This is a genomic window from Streptomyces sp. NRRL B-24085 (genome assembly GCF_001282115.1).
GTDB lineage: Bacteria > Actinomycetota > Actinomycetes > Streptomycetales > Streptomycetaceae > Streptomyces.
Window position 1 is genome coordinate 1 of record NZ_LJBR01000173.1, and the last position, 17923, is coordinate 17923.

Below are 17923 nucleotides of genomic sequence, written 5' to 3' on the forward strand. Positions count from 1 at the left end.
GACCCAGGAGAGGAGGCAGCCGAGGTTTTGGGGTCCCCGGTGGCCGGGCCTGGGTAGGCGGTGTCCCTGTGCGGACGGGCCGTCGCCGCCGGATCCGGGCGGTCCGTAGCCATGTGGGCAGGGTCCGTGTGGGCGGGGTCCATGTGGGCGGAGTCCATGGCGGCCACGTCCGCGGGAGCGGATTGGGCGGGCTCGATGGGACCGGACGACATGTGGCCGGGCACTGTGGAGCCGGGCCCCACATGGGTTGACTCCACATGGGCCGACTGCACGTGGGCCGAGTCCATGTGACCGGGCGCCATGTGGTTGGGCGCCATGTGGTTGGGCGCCATGCGGTCGGCCTCCCTACGTGGTGACGGCACCGGCAGGGACAGCGGCACGGCCGTGGTCGGCTCACCGTCATCCGGCTCCAGGTGCTGCTGAGCCTCGGCGAGGCTGATCCCGCGCTGGAAGGCCGCCATCAGTCCCGGGTCGTGACCCGCGAGGTGCTCGGCGTCCTGCCGGGGTGCCGGTCCGCCGCGCAGTTGAGGGGCGATGTGCTCCTGAGCGCGGCGCCGGGGCAGTTGGGGCTTGCCCATGGTGCCGCGCACGGTCCCGGTGCGCGGGGTGGGCGGTGCGATCACGTGCTCCGCGACCAGCGGCCGGTCGTCGGGCCTGATCCCGGGCACGGCGTCGGCGGGCGTGGGCCGCGACCCGCGGGCACCGCGCACGGGCAGCGGCGCGGGGCGCCCGGAACGCGCTCCGCCGTTGCGCCCGCCTCCCTCACCGGGCTGCCGATCGGTCACCGTGCCCTCGTTACCGGCCACGGCCCCGCTCCCACCGGACGGGGCCCCACCCGCGAGGTGCCCCGGGCCGCTGCCACCCGGGACCACCGAGCCACCGTTCAGAGGGGATCCGTTGCCACTGACCGGCGAGACACCGCTGGACACGGGGCTGCCGGCACCCGGTACGCCCGGGCCGCCGTTCAGGGCGGACCCACCGCCACCGGGCAGAGGTTCGCCGCCGCCAGGCCCACGGCGCGACACGGCCGCGCCGGCGCCCGGCGCAACCCCGTCGCCGGCGGGTACGTCCGCCCTGCCGCCCGGCGCACGGCCACCGTGGTCCGCCGCGCGGCCACTGCCGTTCACCCCTGGCCCGCGGCGGTCCCGTCCGTGGCGGGCGCCCCGCGGAACCACCGTGCCGTTCTTCGCCACCGGCTCCGCATTGCCGTTCGGACCGGACTCCGTGCCCCGGTGTTCCCGCCGCTGCGGATCGCTTCCGGGGTGCGGCTCCGCGGGCGCTCCCCGGTGCCGGGCCTCGTGCGCCGGCCGTGCCTGGCCCGGCCCCTGCGGTGCCACGGCCGCGCCCGCCACTCCGGCGGCGCCGCCCGTCCCCGCCGCTTCCGGGTGCTGTGCGCCGACGACTCCGGGCGCCGAACCCAGCAGCGCCTGCGGCACGACGAGGACGGCCTGGACACCGCCGTAGATGTTGGACTGGAGCCGGACGTGGATGCCGTGCCGCTTCGCGAGTTGCGAGACCACGAACAGCCCGATGCGTCCGTCCGCCAGCAGACTGGCGACGTTGACCTGGTCCGGGTCCGCCAGCAGGGCGTTCATCCGGTGCTGTTCGGCGACCGGCATGCCGAGCCCGCGGTCCTCGACCTCGACCGCGAGCCCGGAGGTCACGAGGTTGGCGCGCAGCAGCACTTGGGTGTGCGGTGCCGAGAACACCGTGGCGTTCTCGACCAGTTCGGCGAGCAGGTGGATGACGTCGGCGACGGCGTGCCCGCGCAGGGTGCCGTCGATCGGCGGCACGAGCTTGACCCGCGAGTACTGCTCGACCTCGGCGATGGCGGAACGCAGCACCTCGGTCATCGAGACCGGGTTGCTCCACTGCCGGCGCGAGACGGCACCGCCGAGGACGGCGAGGTTCTCGGCGTGCCGGCGGATCCGGGTGGCGAGGTGATCGACGTGGAAGAGCCCCTTGAGCAGGTCGGGGTCCTCGATCTCGTTCTCCAGCTCGTCGAGGATCGAGATCTCGCGGTGCACCAGCGACTGGAGCCGCCGCGCGAGGTTGACGAAGACCTCCAGTTTCTGTTCGCTGCCGGCCTGGCTGGAGAGCTGGGCGGCCTGGACGACGGCGGTGACGGCCCCGTCGTGGGCCCGGGCCAGGTCGGCGGCGAGCAGTTCGAAGTCGTCGGCGCCGTCGGGCGGACCGCCGCGCGGGGTGCGCGCGGACGGAATCTCGCCGCGGCGCAGCCCCTCGACGAGGGCCCGCAGATCGGCCTCGCGGCGCGCGCTGCTGCGGCGCAGCGCTCCGACGCGGTCGCTCACCGTCTGCGCGGCGCGGTCGGCCGCGACGGCGGCGATGAGGATGCCCGCGAGGGTCACCGAGACCGCGCCGGCCAGGACACCCCACAGGACGAGGCTGGGCTGGGCCCCGGTGGAGCGGACGGTGAACAGGACGGCCGCGCAGCCGCTGAGGGCGACCGCGATCGGCGGGAGCACGGCCAGCCGCAGCAGTTGCGGCCGTATGTGCGTCTCAGGCAGCGAGGGGGCGGGACGGGCGACCGGCCGCCCGTGCCGCCCGCCCTCGCGGCGGTCTGCGCGTGCGGCCGGTGCGCGGAGGTGAGACATCGGTGTCCTTGTACTGGTCCGTCGGTCCTGTCGGCCGGAGGGCTCCGGGCCGACCGGCCCGGGTCGGCGGGCTCCGGCGTGTGCCCCTACGGGCTTCGGGGCGGTTCGCCGGGCGGCTCGTGCGGCGGCATGGTCGTCGGTCACCGGCGCGTCGCCTCCCTCCTCCCCGCCCCTTCGGCTGTTCGCCGTGGGCATGCGTCATGGCGTACCGGTCGAGAGAACCGAAGACTTCAACACCTCGTCGCCCGGCGGACACTCACAGTAGTCGCCAACGCATCATGTGCGAGCGGCAGTTGACAAACTCCCCCGCGGAGCGTCCCGCTCTGGTATGAGGACTCGCACGACAGAACGACAAGCCGACCGACCGGGCACCCTCGAACGAGTGAATACCGATCAGCCCTGGTCAGAACCGGTCACACGCGGCCGACGAGAAACCCGGCGCGTACGCGCGCCTCGGTCGTCGCACCGCCCGCCTCGCGGGTACGGCAGGCCCACCGGCACCCCTCCGGAGCCTTGGCCCGAGCCTTCCGGATCGTTACTGACCGTGTCGGTCCTCCGAGCCACCGGGCAGTGCCGCGGGGGTCCGTCCCCATGACGGGAACCGAGGCGGGATCAACGCCCGCGGCGTGGGGGCGGCCGGCGCGGTGCCGCTGGTACGTCACCGACGGAATCCCGGTATGGGCCGGGCACGGCTGTCGGAGTCCCCTGGCCCGGCAAGTCACGGACCGCCCGACGCCACCGGGCCTTGTCGCCGCTGCGGACCCGCCCGATCGACCGCAGCGGCACCGCCCCCGCGGCCCTACACGCCCCACCCCCGACGGCACCGCAACGCGACCGTCGCCACCACCCGACGGGCACCACAACCCGACCGGCACCACAACCGACCCAGCGTCGGGACCAGCGCCGGGACAGGCACCACCACCGGACCCGGCGCCGCACAGGTAGCGGGGCCGGCGCCGGCCCCGCGCTCTCAGCTCACCGCTCCGCCGACGGCTCCGGCTCCCCCACAACCGTCGGCAACTCGGCCCATCCCCCGACAGGCGCCCTGGCCACGCCCCGCCACCACGGATCGACCACCGGGACCGCCCCCGGCTCGAACGGCTCACCGGGCCGAGGCGTGGCCATGGCAACCCCGGCCTTGTGGGACAGCAGCATCGTCTGCTCGGCGGGCTCCGCCCAGGGATGCGTCGCGAGGTTGAAGGTGCCCCAGTGGATCGGCAGCAGCACGCCTTCGGCCGCGTCCCCGCCCTGCAGATCCAGGTGGGACCGCACGGCCTCCTCGGGCGTCATGTGGATGTCCGGCCAGAACTCCGAGTAGGCGCCGAGCTGGATCATCGTGGCGTCGAAGGGCCCGAAGGCCGCGCCGATGTCCTTGAACCCCTCGAAGTAGCCGGTGTCACCGCTGTGGTAGATCCGGTGCTCCCCACTCGCGACGACCCACGACGCCCACAGCGTGTGCTGGGTGTTCCGCAGCCCCCGCCCGCAGAAGTGCCGTGCCGGGGTGGCCGTCAGCGTCAGCCCGGCTACCTGGGTCGACTCGTGCCAGTCCAGCTCGCGCAGCCGGTCCGCGGACACGCCCCAGTGCTCGAGGTGGGCGCCCACCCCGAGCGGCACGGCGAAGACGGTGTCCGTGCCGGCGAGTTCCTTGATCGTGGGCATGTCGAGGTGGTCGTAGTGGTCGTGGGAGATGACGACGACGTCGACCGGCCCGAGCGCGGCCAGCGGCAGGGGCACGGGGTGCAGCCGCCGGGGCCCGGCGAAGGGGAACGGGGAGCACCGCTCACCCCACACGGGGTCGAACAGAACCCGCCGCCCGTCGATCTCGGCGAGCACGCTGGAGTGCCCCATCCAGGTCAGCCGCAGCCCGGTCGCGGGGGGCTTGGAGAGGTCGGCGAGGGTCGTGGCATGCACGGGGATCCGGCCTTCGGGAGCCCGCTGCTGCCGTCCGTCGCTGTCGAAGAAGGTTCTGGCGAACTCCAGCGCCGACCCCTCGGGCCGGGTCCGGGCGGTTCCGCCGGGGTTCTGGAAGACACCGTCCGCGAAGTGGGGGGATCTGCGGATGCGCGCCATGCGCTCACCGCTCGGGTCCGCGCCGAAGGCCGCGGGCTGCAGCGCGCGGAGCCCGGAGCTCAAGGGACGGAAGCCGGTCACGGTACCTCCAGGTGGAGTCGCTGAGGCATCCATTATGGTCCGCCCCTCTGACAGTGCCGGGGTCTGCCCGGTCACACCCGTGAGGACGCCGTCGGAGCCGATCGCGTTGACAGGGTTCGGCCGGATGCCAATACTGACTCCCCGTTCAGTAGCCGTCCGCCCGTACCGGAGCCCGTGTGACCACTCCCTTGCTGTCGCTCACCTGGACCGACCACGTCACCGGCCGCCAGGGCTTCCTGGTCGTCGACCGGCTGGTGCGGGGTGTCGCCAGCGGCGGTCTGCGGATGCGCCCGGGCTGCACGCTGGACGAGGTCGCCGGGCTCGCCCGCGGCATGACCATGAAGGAGGCCCTGCACTACGACCCCGCGGCCCGGTACGTCCCGCTGGGCGGGGCGAAGGGCGGCATCGACTGCGACCCCCGGGACCCGGAGGCGTACGGCCTGCTCGTGCGCTACCTGCGCGCCGTGCGGCCCTACGTCGAGAACTTCTGGACGACCGGCGAGGATCTCGGGCTCAGCCAGGACCTGGTGGACCGGGCGGCCGCGGAGGCCGGCCTGGTCTCCTCGATCCAGGCGGTCTATCCGCTGCTCGACGACGAGGCCGCGGCCCGGCGGCGGCTCGCGGAGGCGTTCGCCGTGGAGGTGGACGGCATCGGGCTGGACGCGCTGGCGGGCGGCTGCGGGGTGGCCGAGTCGGTGCTCACGGCCCTGGACGCGGCCGGAGTTCCGTACGCGGGCACGCGCGTGGCCGTGCAGGGTCTCGGCACCATGGGCGGGGCCACGGCCCGTTTCCTCACGCGCGCGGGGCTCACGGTCGTGGCCGTCGCCGACATCAAGGGCACGGTCTTCAACCCGGCGGGGCTCGACGTCGAGGCGCTGCTGGCCGCCCGGGACGCCCACGGCACCGTGGACCGCTCCGCCCTCCGCCCCGACGACCGCGAACTGCCGGGCGAGGCCTGGCTTTCCCTCGACGCGGAGGTACTCGTGCCCGCGGCGGTGTCGTACGCGATCGACACCGGCAACCAGGAGCGGGTCAGGGCCCGTTGGATCGTCGAGGCGGCCAACATGCCCGTACTGCCCGCGGCGGAGGCCCTGCTGACCGCGCGCGGGGTGACCGTGCTGCCGGACGTGGTGGTCAACTCCGGGACGAACGCCTGGTGGTGGTGGACCCTGTTCGGTGACATCGGCCCGGACGCGGACGAGGCCTTCGCACATGTACGACGGTCCATGCGCGCCCTGGTCGGGCAGGTGCTGGCGCGCGCGGAGAGCGACGGCACCTCGCCGCGGGCGGCCGCGCACGCGCTGGTCGCGGACCGGTTGCCGGTGATCGCGGAGCGGTTCGGCCGGTACCGCTGACCTGGCCCGTCCCGCGCTACCGCACAGGCGGACGGATTAGGGTGACCCCGTGGCGAGAGTGCGGTTGACGGTGGCCGAGCGGCGTGAGGAGCTGTTGCGGGCCGCCATCGAGCAGATCGAGGCGCGGGGCGTGGCGGCCGTCAGGATCGCCGACGTGGCCTCGGCGCTCGGGGTGAGCAACGCCCTGGTGCTCTACCACTTCTCCTCCAAGGAGCAGTTGGTCGCGGCCGCGTTCACCTACGCCGCCGAAGACGACCTGGCCCGTCTGCGCAAGCTCCTCGGCCGCCGTACCAGCGCTCTGCGCCGACTGCGGTCGGCCGTGCGCCGGTACGCCCCGACGGGTCAGGCGAAGGGCTGGCGCCTGTGGATCGAGGGCTGGGCGGTGGCCCTGCGCGATCCGGCGCTGCGGGAGGTCACCCGCGATCTCGACAGACGGTGGAAGGCGGCGCTCACGGAGGTGATCGCCGAGGGCGTGGCGGCGGGCGAGTTCCACTGCCCGGACCCGGAGGCCACCGCCCTGCGCCTGACCGCCCTCCTGGACGGCCTGGCCGTCCAACTGACGTCCTACGCGGGCGCGGTGGCCAGGTACCGGGCCCAGGAGTGGGTGGACGAGGCCCTGTCACGAGAACTCGGACTGGACCCCACGAAGCCCGCATAGCGCCGACACGCAACCGGGACGCCCACCGGCCACCCCGACACGGCCGCCGGACGCACCCCGCCCGAGCCCTGGCACACCACCACCGCCCACACCTCAAGCCACCTCAGGCCATGCGCCCGCCCAGGCAACCACACACGGCCCCCAGGACACCGGCAGAACCCACAGCTGAAGCCACTTCACCCCACGCGGCCCGCCCAGCAACTACACGCATGCGAACCCCCCGCCGGACACCCCGACCACGGAAGCCGAACGCACTCCGCCCCGGCCCGCGACGCACCAGCACCCCGCACGTCTCAACCACTCCGCGCTTCGACGCCCACCCAGCAACCACACATGGCCCGGACGCCGGCACAAGACCCCCACACGAACGCCGGACACACCCGCCCCGGCTCAGGACACCGGCACCGCCGACGCCTCAAGCCACCTCACGCCACGGAGCCCGCCCAGCCGACCGCGCGCAGCCGGGACGCCCACCGGACGCCCCCCACGCCCCGACCACTGCCCCAGGACACACGGGCCCGGAGCACGGGCCTCGCCATGCCTCAAGCCACTGTCGCGATCCGTGTCTTGATGTCGTCCGGCGACAGCACACCCTTCGCCGTCACATGGTCCCCGGAGGACTCCCCCCGCAGCCGGCGCCCGATCCACGGCACCAGGTACTCGCGCGCCCAGTGCACGTCGTCCCGCCGTACGTCCAGTGGCCCGCGCGGGGGCAGCGGCGGCCAGGGCTGGTCCGGGTCCGCCGGGACCTCCAGTCCCAGCACCTGTCCCGCGCGGAGCGCCACGCGCGTGTGGCCCTCGGGAGAGAGGTGCAGCCGGTCGTTGTCCCAGGCCCGCCGGTCCTGGACGGTCTTCAGGGACCACAGGTCGAGCACCGGGCAGCCGTACCGGTCGGCGACGGCCCGCACATGTCCGTTGTACGTGGCGATCTTGCCGCGCAGATGCTTGAGCACGGGCACACCACGGGTGTCGAAACCGGTCGTCACCATGACCGTGCCGCACGCCTGCGTGAGCCGGACGACGGCCCGCTCGAAGCGCTCGGCGACCTCGTCGGGATCGGTACCGGGCCGGATGATGTCGTTGCCGCCGGCGCAGAACGACACCAGGTCCGGCGCCAGTTCGACGGCCTGCGGAAGCTGGTCCTCGACGATCTGGTCGAGGAGCTTCCCGCGGACGGCGAGATTGCTGTACCTGAAGTCGCCCTCGGGCCGCCGGTCGGCGAGAAGCACCGCGAACCGGTCGGCCCAGCCGACGAACGCCCCGTCGGGGCCGGGGTCGCCGACGCCCTCGGTGAAGCTGTCCCCCACCGCCACGTACGACCCGATCACTGAGCTGCTGTCATTCTTCGAATCGTCTGCCACAGCCGTTCATGATTCACCTTCGAATGTGACCTACGCGACCGTAGGAAGAGCTTGACGGGCGGTGAGATAAGCCACTCCTAAAGTGTTGGGCAAACCAGGAATACGCCTCTCATCAGGAATGTTGACGCTGCGACCGCCACACCCTGAAGTCGCTGATCCGGAAGTGGCTCCAGGTGGTCCGGAACGCGAAGTGCCCCCGCGTGTACGGCTCCGGGTCGACGTGGTCGAAGACGAGCCGCCCGTTGTTCCACCACCGCACCGTGGAACCGTCGGAGACGATCCGCACCCGGTTCGGCTCGTTCGCCACCAGCAGCGGTTCGGTGTAGTCGAGGATCAGCGGCCGCACACCCGGTTCACCGACGTAACGGCGCAGCCGTGTCGTGGTGTTGTAGTTGGCGCCGTAGCCGGAGTAGTACGTCTTGAGGTGGTCGTACTCCGCGAGCGCCCCGCTCCGGTGGGTGGCGAAAAGGTCGTCGGGGGACCGGACGTCGACCGCGTTCCAGAAGTTGTTCAGGTCGGACACCCGGTCGTTGACCCCGCCCGCGGACACGGGCGTGGCGGTGTACTCCAGGACGTACGGCCCTTCGAGCGGCTGCCGGAACCAGATCGTCGCACCGGCCGGCACGTCGACCTCCAGGATCCCGCGCCGCGCGGTGACCGTGCCGCCCCGCTCCAGTTCCACGGCCCAGCGGGCGAGGCCGTGCCGGAAGTCGTCATGGGCGAGAAGCCGGCGGTGGCGAGGCGCGGCACCCACCGCGCTCGCGGCACCTGCGGCGCTCACGGTGGCCGCGGCGCTCGCGGTGGCCGCGGGGGCGAGGGCGGTCAGGGCGGCACCGGCCGCGAGGGCTCCGAAGGCTCTGCGCGTGGTCGTCATGGCGGACGGTTCCTTCCGTGAAGGGACTGGACCCTTAGAAAGCGCTTGCGCGGCAACGGAGTTCACTGTGCCCCGCCCCTCCCCCACCTGTCGACGCCCCGAGCGCGCCCGCCACAAGAACGCAACGAAGCGATCATGAAACCGCAGACCGGTACAGCCACAGCGCCTTCCCGCACACACCGAAGGCCGGACCCGGGGATCGGGGTCCGGCCTTCGGTGGCACATGAGGCGTCGTCAGCCGACGGCGACGCCCTTCGAACGGAGGTAGGCGACCGGGTCCACGTCGGAGCCGTAGTCCGGCGTGGTGCGGATCTCGAAGTGCAGGTGCGGGCCGGTCACGTTGCCGGTCGCCCCGGAGAGGCCGATCTGCTGGCCCGCGGTCACGGCCTGGCCGGCCGAGACGGAGAGCTGGGACAGGTGGGCGTACTGCGCGTAGTAGCCGTCGGCCAGCTTGATGACGACCTGGTTGCCGTAGGCGCCGCCCCAGCCCGCGGAGACGACGGTGCCCGCGCCCACGGCCTTGAGGGAGGTGCCGGTCGGGACGACGAAGTCGACGCCGGTGTGGTAGCCGCTGGACCACATGCTGCCCGAGACGCGGTACCCGGTGCCGACGGTGGCACCGCTGACCGGAAGCGTGAAGCCGCCGGCGGTGGTCGAGCTCTGGGTGCTCTGGGTGGCGGCCGCCGACTTGGCGGACGAGGACTTCTTCGCCTCCGCCTTCCCGGTCTTCGTCTTCTCGGTCTTCGCCGGGGAAGAGGACGAGGACGACGAAGAGGACGAGTGGGACTTCGTGGCGCCCGTCTTGGCCTTCTTGCCGATCGAGAGCTTCAGCCCCGGGTGGATCAGCGACGGGTCGTCACCGACGACCTCACGGTTGTCGGCGTACAGCTTCTTCCAGCCACCGCTGACGTGCTGCTCTTCGGCGATCTTCGAGAGATAGTCGCCGACCCGCACCGAATAGGTGCGCACGGTCGCGGTCTTCGCGCTGTCCTTCTTCGCGGCCGTCTTTTCGGCGGACTTCTGCGTGACCGGAAGCGACTGGACGGCCTTTTCCGAAACGGACTGGGAAGGGGCGGCGTGGGCCCCGGTGGCTCCCAAGAGCGGGAGGGCGAGCGCGGCGCCCCCGGTTCCGGCGACGGCGATCGAGCGGGTGAAGCGCTGGGACTTCGGACGGCGGTGCTTACCCTTCGCGGGCATGGCGAATTCCTCTCCGGCGCCTGCGAGGTGAGCTGTCGGGTGCGAGCTGGAGATGCTCGGCCGCGCCGAAACGCGACTTGACCCCTAGCCTGTTCCGGAGACCGGAACAGGCGGTTGTGCCTGTGGGTCCCCCGCTCCTGCCGTACACGGGTGAGTGGATGTGCGGAATCCGTTCGGCGGCAGGATTGGGCGTCCGACCGGATCGGTGGCGAACGTAAACGAGCAAGACGCAAAGGGACAAGTGAAGGGTTGCCCGCGCGGGCGTTTCTGTTGATCCCTAATGAGAATTACCGGTCACCCTGCGTAAATCAGGCGCCCTTCACCCACCCGAATCCCCTTGAGGGGCCCATGAATTACGTGAACATGACGCGCGACGCACCGTCACGGATATGACGCTGCTCACGTCATGAATTCACAGGACCCCTCATCCTGGGCGGAGTTGGATGCAAAGCACCAAACAGGACAGAAGCCCTAGATGCGGCGCAGTCGGATGACCGTCGCGTCCAGATCCCCGCGCAAACCGGTACGAAGTCCGTGATGCAGCAATACGCCCCCTCGGTGTACTTCACCCGTTTCGAGGCATTCGTAGGCCGCTGTCGGGTCGAGTCCTCGCAGCCGCAGCGAGGGGACGGGCTCGCCGTACGACTGCGCCTGGAGCCAGGCGAGGACGACGGTCTCGTCCCCGAGGACGTACTGCACCGCGCTCAGCCCGCCCCGCGGAGGCCGCAGGCGGTGGAGGTCGCCGCGCTGCACCACGGGCCGGATCTCCTTGTAGAGGTCCACCCACCGACGGGCTTCGGCCAGCTCCTCGTCGGTCCACTCGGTGAGGTCCCCGCCGACTCCCAGCACCCCGGCCATGGCACTGACAAACCGGAACCGCAGTGAGCTCACCCTGCCGTTGAGCTGGGTGTTGGGGCTGTCGGTGACCCAGGCGGCCATCACCCGCGCGGGATGGATCTGGCTGAAGCCGTGCTGGATGGCGAGCCGGTCGAGGGGGTCGGTGTTGTCCGAGGTCCACACCTGGTCGGTGCGGCTGAGCACCCCGAGATCGATCCGGCCGCCACCCCCGGAGCAGGACTCGAAGGCCACGCCCGGGTGGGCCTCCCGCAACCGGTCCAGGAGGGCGTAGAAGCCGCGCACATGGTCGACCCACAGGCGCTGCGGGTAGGCGTCGCCGGGCCAGCCCGCATCCGTGAAGCAGCGGTTGAAGTCCCACTTCACATAGTCGATCGGGGCCGAGGAGAGCAGGGTGTCGAGCTGCTCCCAGAGATACTCCTGGACATCCTCGCGCGCGAGGTTCAGCACCAGCTGGTTGCGGAACTCCGTCCGCTTTCGTCCTGTCTGGTACTGCACCCAGTCCGGGTGGGCGCGGTACAGCTCACTGTCCGGGTTGATCATCTCCGGCTCGACCCAGATGCCGAACTGCATGCCCAGCGCGTGCACCTGGTCACCGAGCGGCTTGAGGCCGGCGGGGAAGCGGTCGGGGTTGGGCGCCCAGTCGCCGAGCCCGGCCCGGTCGCTGGTGCGGGCGCCGAACCAACCGTCGTCGACCACGAACAGCTCGACACCGATCGCCGCGGCCCGCCGGGCGAGGGTGCCCTGCTGCTCCTCGGAGATGTCGAAGTTCGTGGCCTCCCAGGAGTTGAACAGCACGGGCCGGTCCTGGTCCGCGTCCGGGATGACGTACGCCCGCTGGTAGGCGTGCCAGGCGCGGCTGGCGCCGCCGTGGCCGGCGTCGCTCCAGAGGCCCGCGAAGACGGGCGTCGTGAAGGACTCCCCGGCCGCCAGCCGGAGCAGCCCCGAGTCGTCGTATCCGGCGCCGCCGGTGATCTGCACGCGCGCGTCGGGCAGTTGCGCCACGGCGATGCGCCAGGAACCCGACCAGCCGAGGGCGACACCGTAGACCTCGCCCCGCTCCTCGGTGGCGTCGGTGTCGAGCGCGACCCACGGCAGGTGCTGGTGCCCGGTGTGGCCGCGACGGCTGCCGATGACCTTCTCGCCATAGGTGAGGGGGGTCCGGGTGAGCAGGGACTCGGCGGCCCAGCGGCCGTGCAGCTGGGAGAGCCGCCAGCCGTCCTCGCGGTCGGGCAGGGTCCAGGTGGCGGAGTCGGCGCGCAGCAGCTCGACCGGGGCCGGGCCCCGGTTGTCGAGGGTCACCCAGCGCTCCAGCACGTCGCCGCGCATCCGGTAGTACAGCGTGACGGTCAGTCCGCCGTCGCGGAACCGCAGCCGCAGCTCGTCGCCCTCGGTGTCGTACGCCTCGAAGCTCCACTCGGTGCCGCGGCGCTCGTCGGTGCGGACGGACAGGGCAGGGCGGGTGAAGCGGGGGCCGCCCTCGACGGGGTACTCCTCGCGGCCGTCGAGCGGGGACTCGAAGGGCCAGTACCCGGGCAGCGGACTCACGGCGAGGGCCTCGGCGTCGGCCAGGGCGATCCTCGGCCCCCAGTGCAGGTGCAGCAACTCGTCCTCGGCGGTGAGGTGCAGGGCGTAACTGCTGGCCGGCCCGGACAGAATCCACGTACGGCCGTTCTCGGCGATCTCCAGCATGGTGCTTCCTCACAGATCCGAACAGGTGCCAACAGGGGCGCTCAGGCCCCAACATCATCAAGGGCGGACGGCCCTGGCTGCAATGGCTGTGGACAAGTCATTGCCGGCCCTGTGGACAACTCATTGGCCCAGGAATCCATGTCGTATCGTCGAGGACGTGCCCCGCCGACGAGCCGCGTCGGCGGCGCCCGGCTGGGAGGAGCCCCCGTGACGCAGCAGGTCCCGTCGACCGAACCCGAACTGGCAGGTGTCCGGAACTTCCGTGACGTGGGCGGACTGCCGACGGCGGACGGGCGGCGGGTGCGGCACGGAGTGCTGTTCCGCAGTGGTCACCTCGCGCACGCGACCGAGGACGACGCGGCCTTCCTCGCCTCCCTGGGGCTGCACACGATCTTCGACTTCCGCAACGCGGCGGACCAGAAGCTGGAGGGCCCCGACGTCGACCTGCCGGGCGTCACCAATGTGAACCTGCCGCTGAGCGACCCGGCGGAGGGGACCTGGTTCTGGAAGATGGTCCGCGACGGCGACATAGAACAGCTCCGCGAGCTCCTCGGTGACGGCAAGGCCGCGGACCGAATGATCAACTCCTACCGCACGATGGTCAAGGAGCGCACCGCCGAGCACGCCCAGGTGCTGCGTTCCCTCGCCGAGGACAGCGTGCCCGCCCTCATGCACTGCGCGGCCGGCAAGGACCGCGCGGGTCTGTCCATCGCGGTGACTCTGCTCGCCCTGGGCGTGGAGCGCGAGGCGATCATCGCCGACTACCTGGAGTCGAACGCCAAGCACCGGCGCTACAAGGTCCGCCGCACCAGCACCTCCGCCGACGCCTACTCCCCCGAGGTCATGGAGCTGCTCAGCCCCCTGTTCGAGGCCCGCGCCGAGTACCTGACGGCGGCCTTCGACACCATCGAGGAGACATGGGGCGGCGTCGACGCCTATCTGGAGGAAGGTCTCGGCCTGACTCCAGAGATCCGTGAGCGGCTGCGGGAGCGCCTGCTCGACTGACCGGCGGGGCCGCCCCTGCCCGCTTCCCCCGGAAAAGAAGCCGTACGGCCGCTACTGCCCGGCTCCCACCTCGAAGAGCAAGTAGATGAAGGCCGCGAAGACGTGGCCGACGGCCAGGTAGATGATGAGGCGCACCCACAGGGCGCGGGGGAACTTCTCCTCCATGTCACTCATGACGTCTCTCCAGGGGTGGGGCCCAGGCACAGCGTGGCCGTGGGGCTCTGCAACAGGGTGTGGACGAACAGGAGCTCGACGCCGTCGGGATCCTGGGCGGCGATGCGGTGCGGGGTCAGCGAGTCGAAGTGCGCGCTGTCGCCCGGGCCGAGCCGGTGCGTGGAGTCCCCGAGGCGGAGCCGGAGCCGCCCCTTGAGGACGTACAGCCATTCCTCGCCGGGATGCACCCGCACGATGTCGCCCTGGGAGCCGTGCGGCACCTGCACCCGCAGGGCCTGCATCCCACAGCCGGCCGCGCCCGCCTGGAAGTACGTCCAGCCGCCCGCCTCGGTCGGTTCCATGTCGGCGGCGCGGATCACGGCGTCCCGGTCGGCGGCCGTCTCACCGAGAAGTTCCGAGACCGTCGTACCGTAGATACGGGCGAGCGCGAGCAGCATCGGCAGCGAGGGCTGGCGCTGTCCGGTCTCCAGCCGGGAGAGATGGGCGGGTGACAGCCCCGCGGCACCGGCCGCGGCCTCCAGGGTGAGGGAGGCGCGACGGCGCAGTGCGCGAAGCTGGGGAGCCACCGAGGGCAGCTCCGTGAAGGCTTCCGGGGAGGTCATACCTCCATTGAGCCGGAGTATTGCCTCTGCGGCAAATTCGTTGCCTCAGAGGCAAAAGGCCCGGCGCGGGGCGGTCACCGGTTGGCCACCGCCTGCTTCACCAGCGTCCTGCCGAAGTCCCACATCAGCCCGCCTCCGCTGTGGGCGTCGTCCATGACGTCCGTGAAGGCGTCGACGAACCGGTCCACCTCCTTCTCCCCGATGACCAGGGGCGGGATCAGCTTGATGACCTCCAGGTGGTCGCCGGAGACCTGGGTCAGGATCCGGTGCCGCTGAAGCAGCGGGACGACGACCATCTGCGCGAACAGGCCCTTGCGCGCGGCCTGGAGCATGGTCCAGCGGCTGCGCAGCTTCAGCGACTTCGGCCTGCCGAACTCGATGCCGATCATCAGGCCCCGGCCGCGCACGTCGGCGAGCAGCTCGTACTTGTCGATCAGTGCCGCGAGCCGGGACCTGAGCAGCTCACCGGTGGCGCGGGCGTTCGCGACGATCTGCTCGCTCTCCATGACCGACAGGACGGCGAGCCCGGCCGCCATCGCCTGGGCGTTGGACCCGAAGCTCGCCGAGTGCACCAGCACCCGGTCCATCGACGAGTAGACCTTCTTGAAGATCCAGTCCCTGCCGAGGGTGGCGCCGACCGGGACATAGCCGCCGGAGAGCGCCTTGGCCACGCACACCAGGTCGGGTTCGACCCCGTCCTCGTGCTGGTAGGCGTAGAAGTCCCCGGTCCGGCCGAGCCCGGTCTGCACCTCGTCGGCGATGAGCAGCGCCTTGTGCCGGCGCAGCAGCTCCTGCGCGGACCGCAGATATCCAGGCGGCGGCTCGTGCACGCCCTTGCCCTGGATCGGCTCGACGACCAGGGCGGCCACATCGCCCTTCCGCAACTCCGCGGCCAGGGCGTCGAGATCGCCGAGGGGCACGGCCGTGTCGGGCAGCAGCGGCGCGAACCCGTCCCGGAAGGCGGACTCGCCGTTGACCGACAGGGAGCCCGTGGTCAGCCCGTGGAAGGCGTGGTCGCAGTAGAGGACGCGGGGTTTCCCGGTGGCGTACCGGGCGAACTTCAGCGCGGTCTCCACCGCTTCGGTGCCGCTGTTGCCGAAGAACACCCGGTCCAGGTGCGGGCTGTGCGTGAGCAGCTTCTCCGCCAGCAGCCCGGGCAGCGGCTGGCAGTCGAAGCGGGTGAGGTCGGCGAGGGAGGCGTCGAGGACGTCGTGCAGGGCCTTGCGGACGACGGGGTGGTGGCGTCCGAGCCCCATCACCCCGAACCCGGCGAGCATGTCGAGGTAGTCGTTGCCGTCCTCGTCCCAGAAGTAGGCGCCCTCGCCGCGCTCGTAGACCTTGTCGAAGCCGATCGTGTGCAGCATGCGCGGGAGCTGGTGGTTGAGGTACTTGCCGTGCAGCTCGTAGCGCTCGGCCCCGCGCTCGGCCAGGAGTCTGCCGAGGTCGAACTCCGTGGTCATTCCGCTGTCTCCTTGACGTCGGCCTGTGCCTTCACGGCCAGGCTCGCGCTGATCCGTCCCGCCACCTCGACCGGCGTCAGACCGATGTCGGCGAGCACCTCGCCCCGCTTGGCGTGCGCGAGGAACTGCTCCGGGATCCCGAACCGCCGTACGGGCACGTCGACTTCGGCATCTCCGAGGGCCAGGGCCACCGCGGCGCCCACTCCGGCGGCCCGGCTGTTGTCCTCGACGACGGCCACCAGCCGGTGTTCCGCCGCGAGGCCCGGCAGCGCGGGGTCGACGGGTTTGACCCAACGGGGGTCCACGACCGTGCAGTCGATGCCCCGGGCCTCCAGCAGTTCGGCGGCCTGGAGGCAGACCTGCGCCATCACGCCCACGGCGACCAGGAGGACGTCCGGCACACCCGAGGACCGGTGCAGGACGTCCAGGCCCCCCACCCGGTCGACCGCCGGCACCGCCGGACCCACCGACTCCTTCGGGAACCGCACCAGGGTCGGCGCGTCGTCCACGGCGACCGCCTCCCGCAGTTGCGCCCGCAGCTGGTCGGCGTCCCGGGGCGCGGCGATCCTCAGTCCGGGCACGACCTGGAGGATCGACATGTCCCACATGCCGTTGTGGGAGGCACCGTCCACCCCCGTGACCCCGGCCCGGTCGAGGACGAAGGTGACCCCGCATCCGTGCAGGGCGACGTCCATCAGGAGCTGGTCGAAGGCCCGGTTCAGGAAGGTGGCGTACACCGCGACGACGGGGTGCAGCCCGCCCGTGGCGAGGCCCGCCGCGGAGACCGCCGCGTGCTGCTCGGCGATACCGACGTCCCACACCCGGTCCGGGAAACGCGCCGCGAACTTCCCCAGCCCCACGGGGTGCAGCATGGCCGCCGTGATCGCCACGACGTCCTCCCGCTCCTCCCCGATCGCGGCCATCTCGTCGCCGAACACCGAGGTCCAGGAAGGCCCGTTGGCCGGGGCGAGGGGCTCGCAGGTCAGGGGGTCCATCACGCCCACGGTGTGGAAGTGGTCCTCCTCGTGGGCGAGGGCGGGCTCGTAGCCACGTCCCTTCTCGGTGAGGCAGTGGACCAGCACCGGACCGTGGAAGCGCTTCGCGCGCCGCAGCGCCGACTCGACGGCCCCGATGTCGTGTCCGTCGATCGGGCCGACGTACTTCAGCCCCAGGTCCTCGAACATGCCCTGCGGGGCGAAGGCATCCTTGAAGCCCTTCTTCGCGCCGTGCAGGGACTCGTAGATGGTGTTGCCGACCACCGGAGTCTTCAGGAGGACGTCCTTCCCCCAGGCCAGCACCTTCTCGTAGCCGTCGGTCGTGCGCAGGGTGGCCAGGTGGTTGGCGAGGCCGCCGATGGTCGGCGAGTACGACCGCTCGTTGTCGTTGACGACGATGATCAGGGGCCGGTCCTTGGCGGCCGCGATGTTGTTCAGCGCCTCCCAGGCCATGCCGCCGGTGAGCGCGCCGTCGCCGATGACCGCGACGACGTGTCCCTTGTCCCCCTGCACCTGGCGGGCCTTGGCGAGCCCGTCGGCCCAGCCGAGGGCGGTGGAGGCGTGGCTGTTCTCGACGATGTCGTGCTCGGACTCCGCGCGCGAGGGATAGCCGGACAGGCCGCCTTTGGAGCGCAGCTTGGAGAAGTCCTGACGCCCCGTCAAGATCTTGTGCACATAGCTCTGGTGGCCGGTGTCCCACACGATGCGGTCGACCGGCGACTCGAAGACCCGGTGGAGCGCGATGGAGAGTTCCACCACCCCCAGGTTGGGCCCGAGGTGACCGCCGGTCCTGGCGACGGCGTGCACCAGGAACTCCCTGATCTCCTCGGCCAGTTCACCGAGATCCGACTCGGACAGCGCCTTCAGGTCGCGTGGTCCCCGGATGTTCTCCAGAATGGTCACGGTCGGGCCCCCTTCGGTCCGTGCTG

General features: G+C 71.6%; 13 protein-coding genes and 1 riboswitch. Of the genes, 3 read left to right on the forward strand and 10 right to left on the reverse strand.

Annotation, left to right across the window (positions count from 1 at the left end; all coding sequences use genetic code 11):
- Positions 1-2615: sensor histidine kinase (locus AOJ26_RS44455; RefSeq protein ID WP_234358618.1), on the reverse strand; the 2615-nt coding region annotated here is incomplete at its 3' end.
- A gap of 975 nt (positions 2616-3590) precedes the next feature.
- Entirely contained in the window at positions 3591-4766 is a 1176-nt protein-coding gene (locus tag AOJ26_RS20160) for an MBL fold metallo-hydrolase (RefSeq protein ID WP_053849716.1), read from the reverse strand.
- 176 nt (positions 4767-4942) lie between these two features.
- On the opposite strand from AOJ26_RS20160, the gene AOJ26_RS20165 reads away from it, so the two are divergent.
- Together AOJ26_RS20165 and AOJ26_RS20170 are read left to right on the forward strand one after the other, a co-directional pair.
- Complete coding sequence (locus AOJ26_RS20165) at positions 4943-6121, forward strand: glutamate dehydrogenase (protein ID WP_053849717.1); 1179 nt, start codon at positions 4943-4945, stop codon at positions 6119-6121.
- Positions 6122-6170: 49 nt separating this feature from the next.
- Positions 6171-6779: a TetR/AcrR family transcriptional regulator gene (locus tag AOJ26_RS20170; RefSeq protein WP_179200223.1), complete on the forward strand. Its 609-nt coding sequence runs from the start codon at positions 6171-6173 to the stop codon at positions 6777-6779.
- Positions 6780-7321: 542 nt separating this feature from the next.
- On the opposite strand, the gene AOJ26_RS20175 is transcribed toward AOJ26_RS20170, so the two are convergent.
- The 4 genes from AOJ26_RS20175 to AOJ26_RS20190 form a co-directional block, all read right to left on the reverse strand.
- A complete protein-coding gene (locus AOJ26_RS20175) occupies positions 7322-8107 on the reverse strand; it encodes an SGNH/GDSL hydrolase family protein (RefSeq protein ID WP_053849719.1) in 786 nt (261 codons plus the stop codon).
- Between the two features lie 145 nt (positions 8108-8252).
- Positions 8253-9014, reverse strand: a complete 762-nt coding sequence (locus AOJ26_RS20180) for a DUF6250 domain-containing protein (protein WP_053849720.1) — start codon at positions 9012-9014, stop codon at positions 8253-8255.
- Between the two features lie 234 nt (positions 9015-9248).
- Positions 9249-10211, reverse strand: coding sequence for a M23 family metallopeptidase (locus AOJ26_RS20185; protein WP_053849721.1), 963 nt, complete (start codon positions 10209-10211; stop codon positions 9249-9251).
- 4 nt (positions 10212-10215) lie between these two features.
- Positions 10216-10386: riboswitch (cyclic di-AMP (ydaO/yuaA leader) on the reverse strand.
- Positions 10387-10682: 296 nt separating this feature from the next.
- Positions 10683-12758: an alpha-galactosidase gene (locus AOJ26_RS20190; protein WP_053849722.1), complete on the reverse strand. Its 2076-nt coding sequence runs from the start codon at positions 12756-12758 to the stop codon at positions 10683-10685.
- Positions 12759-12965: 207 nt separating this feature from the next.
- Here AOJ26_RS20190 and AOJ26_RS20195 point away from each other — a divergent pair, with 207 nt between their 5' ends.
- The gene (locus AOJ26_RS20195) at positions 12966-13763 is read left to right on the forward strand and encodes a tyrosine-protein phosphatase (RefSeq protein WP_053849723.1); all 798 of its coding nucleotides are present in this window, start codon (positions 12966-12968) and stop codon (positions 13761-13763) included.
- 51 nt (positions 13764-13814) lie between these two features.
- On the opposite strand, the gene AOJ26_RS20200 is transcribed toward AOJ26_RS20195, so the two are convergent.
- The 4 genes from AOJ26_RS20200 to dxs all read right to left on the reverse strand — a co-directional run bounded on the left by AOJ26_RS20200 (position 13815) and on the right by dxs (position 17897).
- Positions 13815-13937, reverse strand: coding sequence for a DUF6126 family protein (locus AOJ26_RS20200; protein ID WP_053849724.1), 123 nt, complete (start codon positions 13935-13937; stop codon positions 13815-13817).
- The gene (locus AOJ26_RS20205) at positions 13934-14539 is read right to left on the reverse strand and encodes a helix-turn-helix domain-containing protein (protein ID WP_053849725.1); all 606 of its coding nucleotides are present in this window, start codon (positions 14537-14539) and stop codon (positions 13934-13936) included. Before AOJ26_RS20205 ends, AOJ26_RS20200 begins: the two co-directional genes overlap by 4 nt.
- Before the next feature lie 74 nt (positions 14540-14613).
- A complete protein-coding gene (locus AOJ26_RS20210; RefSeq protein ID WP_053849726.1) occupies positions 14614-15999 on the reverse strand; it encodes an aspartate aminotransferase family protein in 1386 nt (461 codons plus the stop codon).
- Positions 15996-17897, reverse strand: a complete 1902-nt coding sequence (dxs, locus tag AOJ26_RS20215; protein ID WP_053849727.1) for a 1-deoxy-D-xylulose-5-phosphate synthase — start codon at positions 17895-17897, stop codon at positions 15996-15998. Before dxs ends, AOJ26_RS20210 begins: the two co-directional genes overlap by 4 nt.
- Positions 17898-17923 lie beyond the last annotated feature (26 nt).

Bases quoted from the DNA above. Each gene is read 5' to 3' on its own strand.
- AOJ26_RS20185 (WP_053849721.1), bottom strand. From the start codon at position 10,211: ATGCCCGCGAAGGGTAAGCACCGCCGTCCGAAGTCCCAGCGCTTCACC.
- AOJ26_RS20205 (WP_053849725.1), bottom strand. From the start codon at position 14,539: ATGACCTCCCCGGAAGCCTTCACGGAGCTGCCCTCGGTGGCTCCCCAG.
- AOJ26_RS20190 (WP_053849722.1), bottom strand. From the start codon at position 12,758: ATGCTGGAGATCGCCGAGAACGGCCGTACGTGGATTCTGTCCGGGCCG.
- AOJ26_RS20210 (WP_053849726.1), bottom strand. From the start codon at position 15,999: ATGACCACGGAGTTCGACCTCGGCAGACTCCTGGCCGAGCGCGGGGCC.
- AOJ26_RS20200 (WP_053849724.1), bottom strand. From the start codon at position 13,937: ATGAGTGACATGGAGGAGAAGTTCCCCCGCGCCCTGTGGGTGCGCCTC.
- AOJ26_RS20180 (WP_053849720.1), bottom strand. From the start codon at position 9,014: ATGACGACCACGCGCAGAGCCTTCGGAGCCCTCGCGGCCGGTGCCGCC.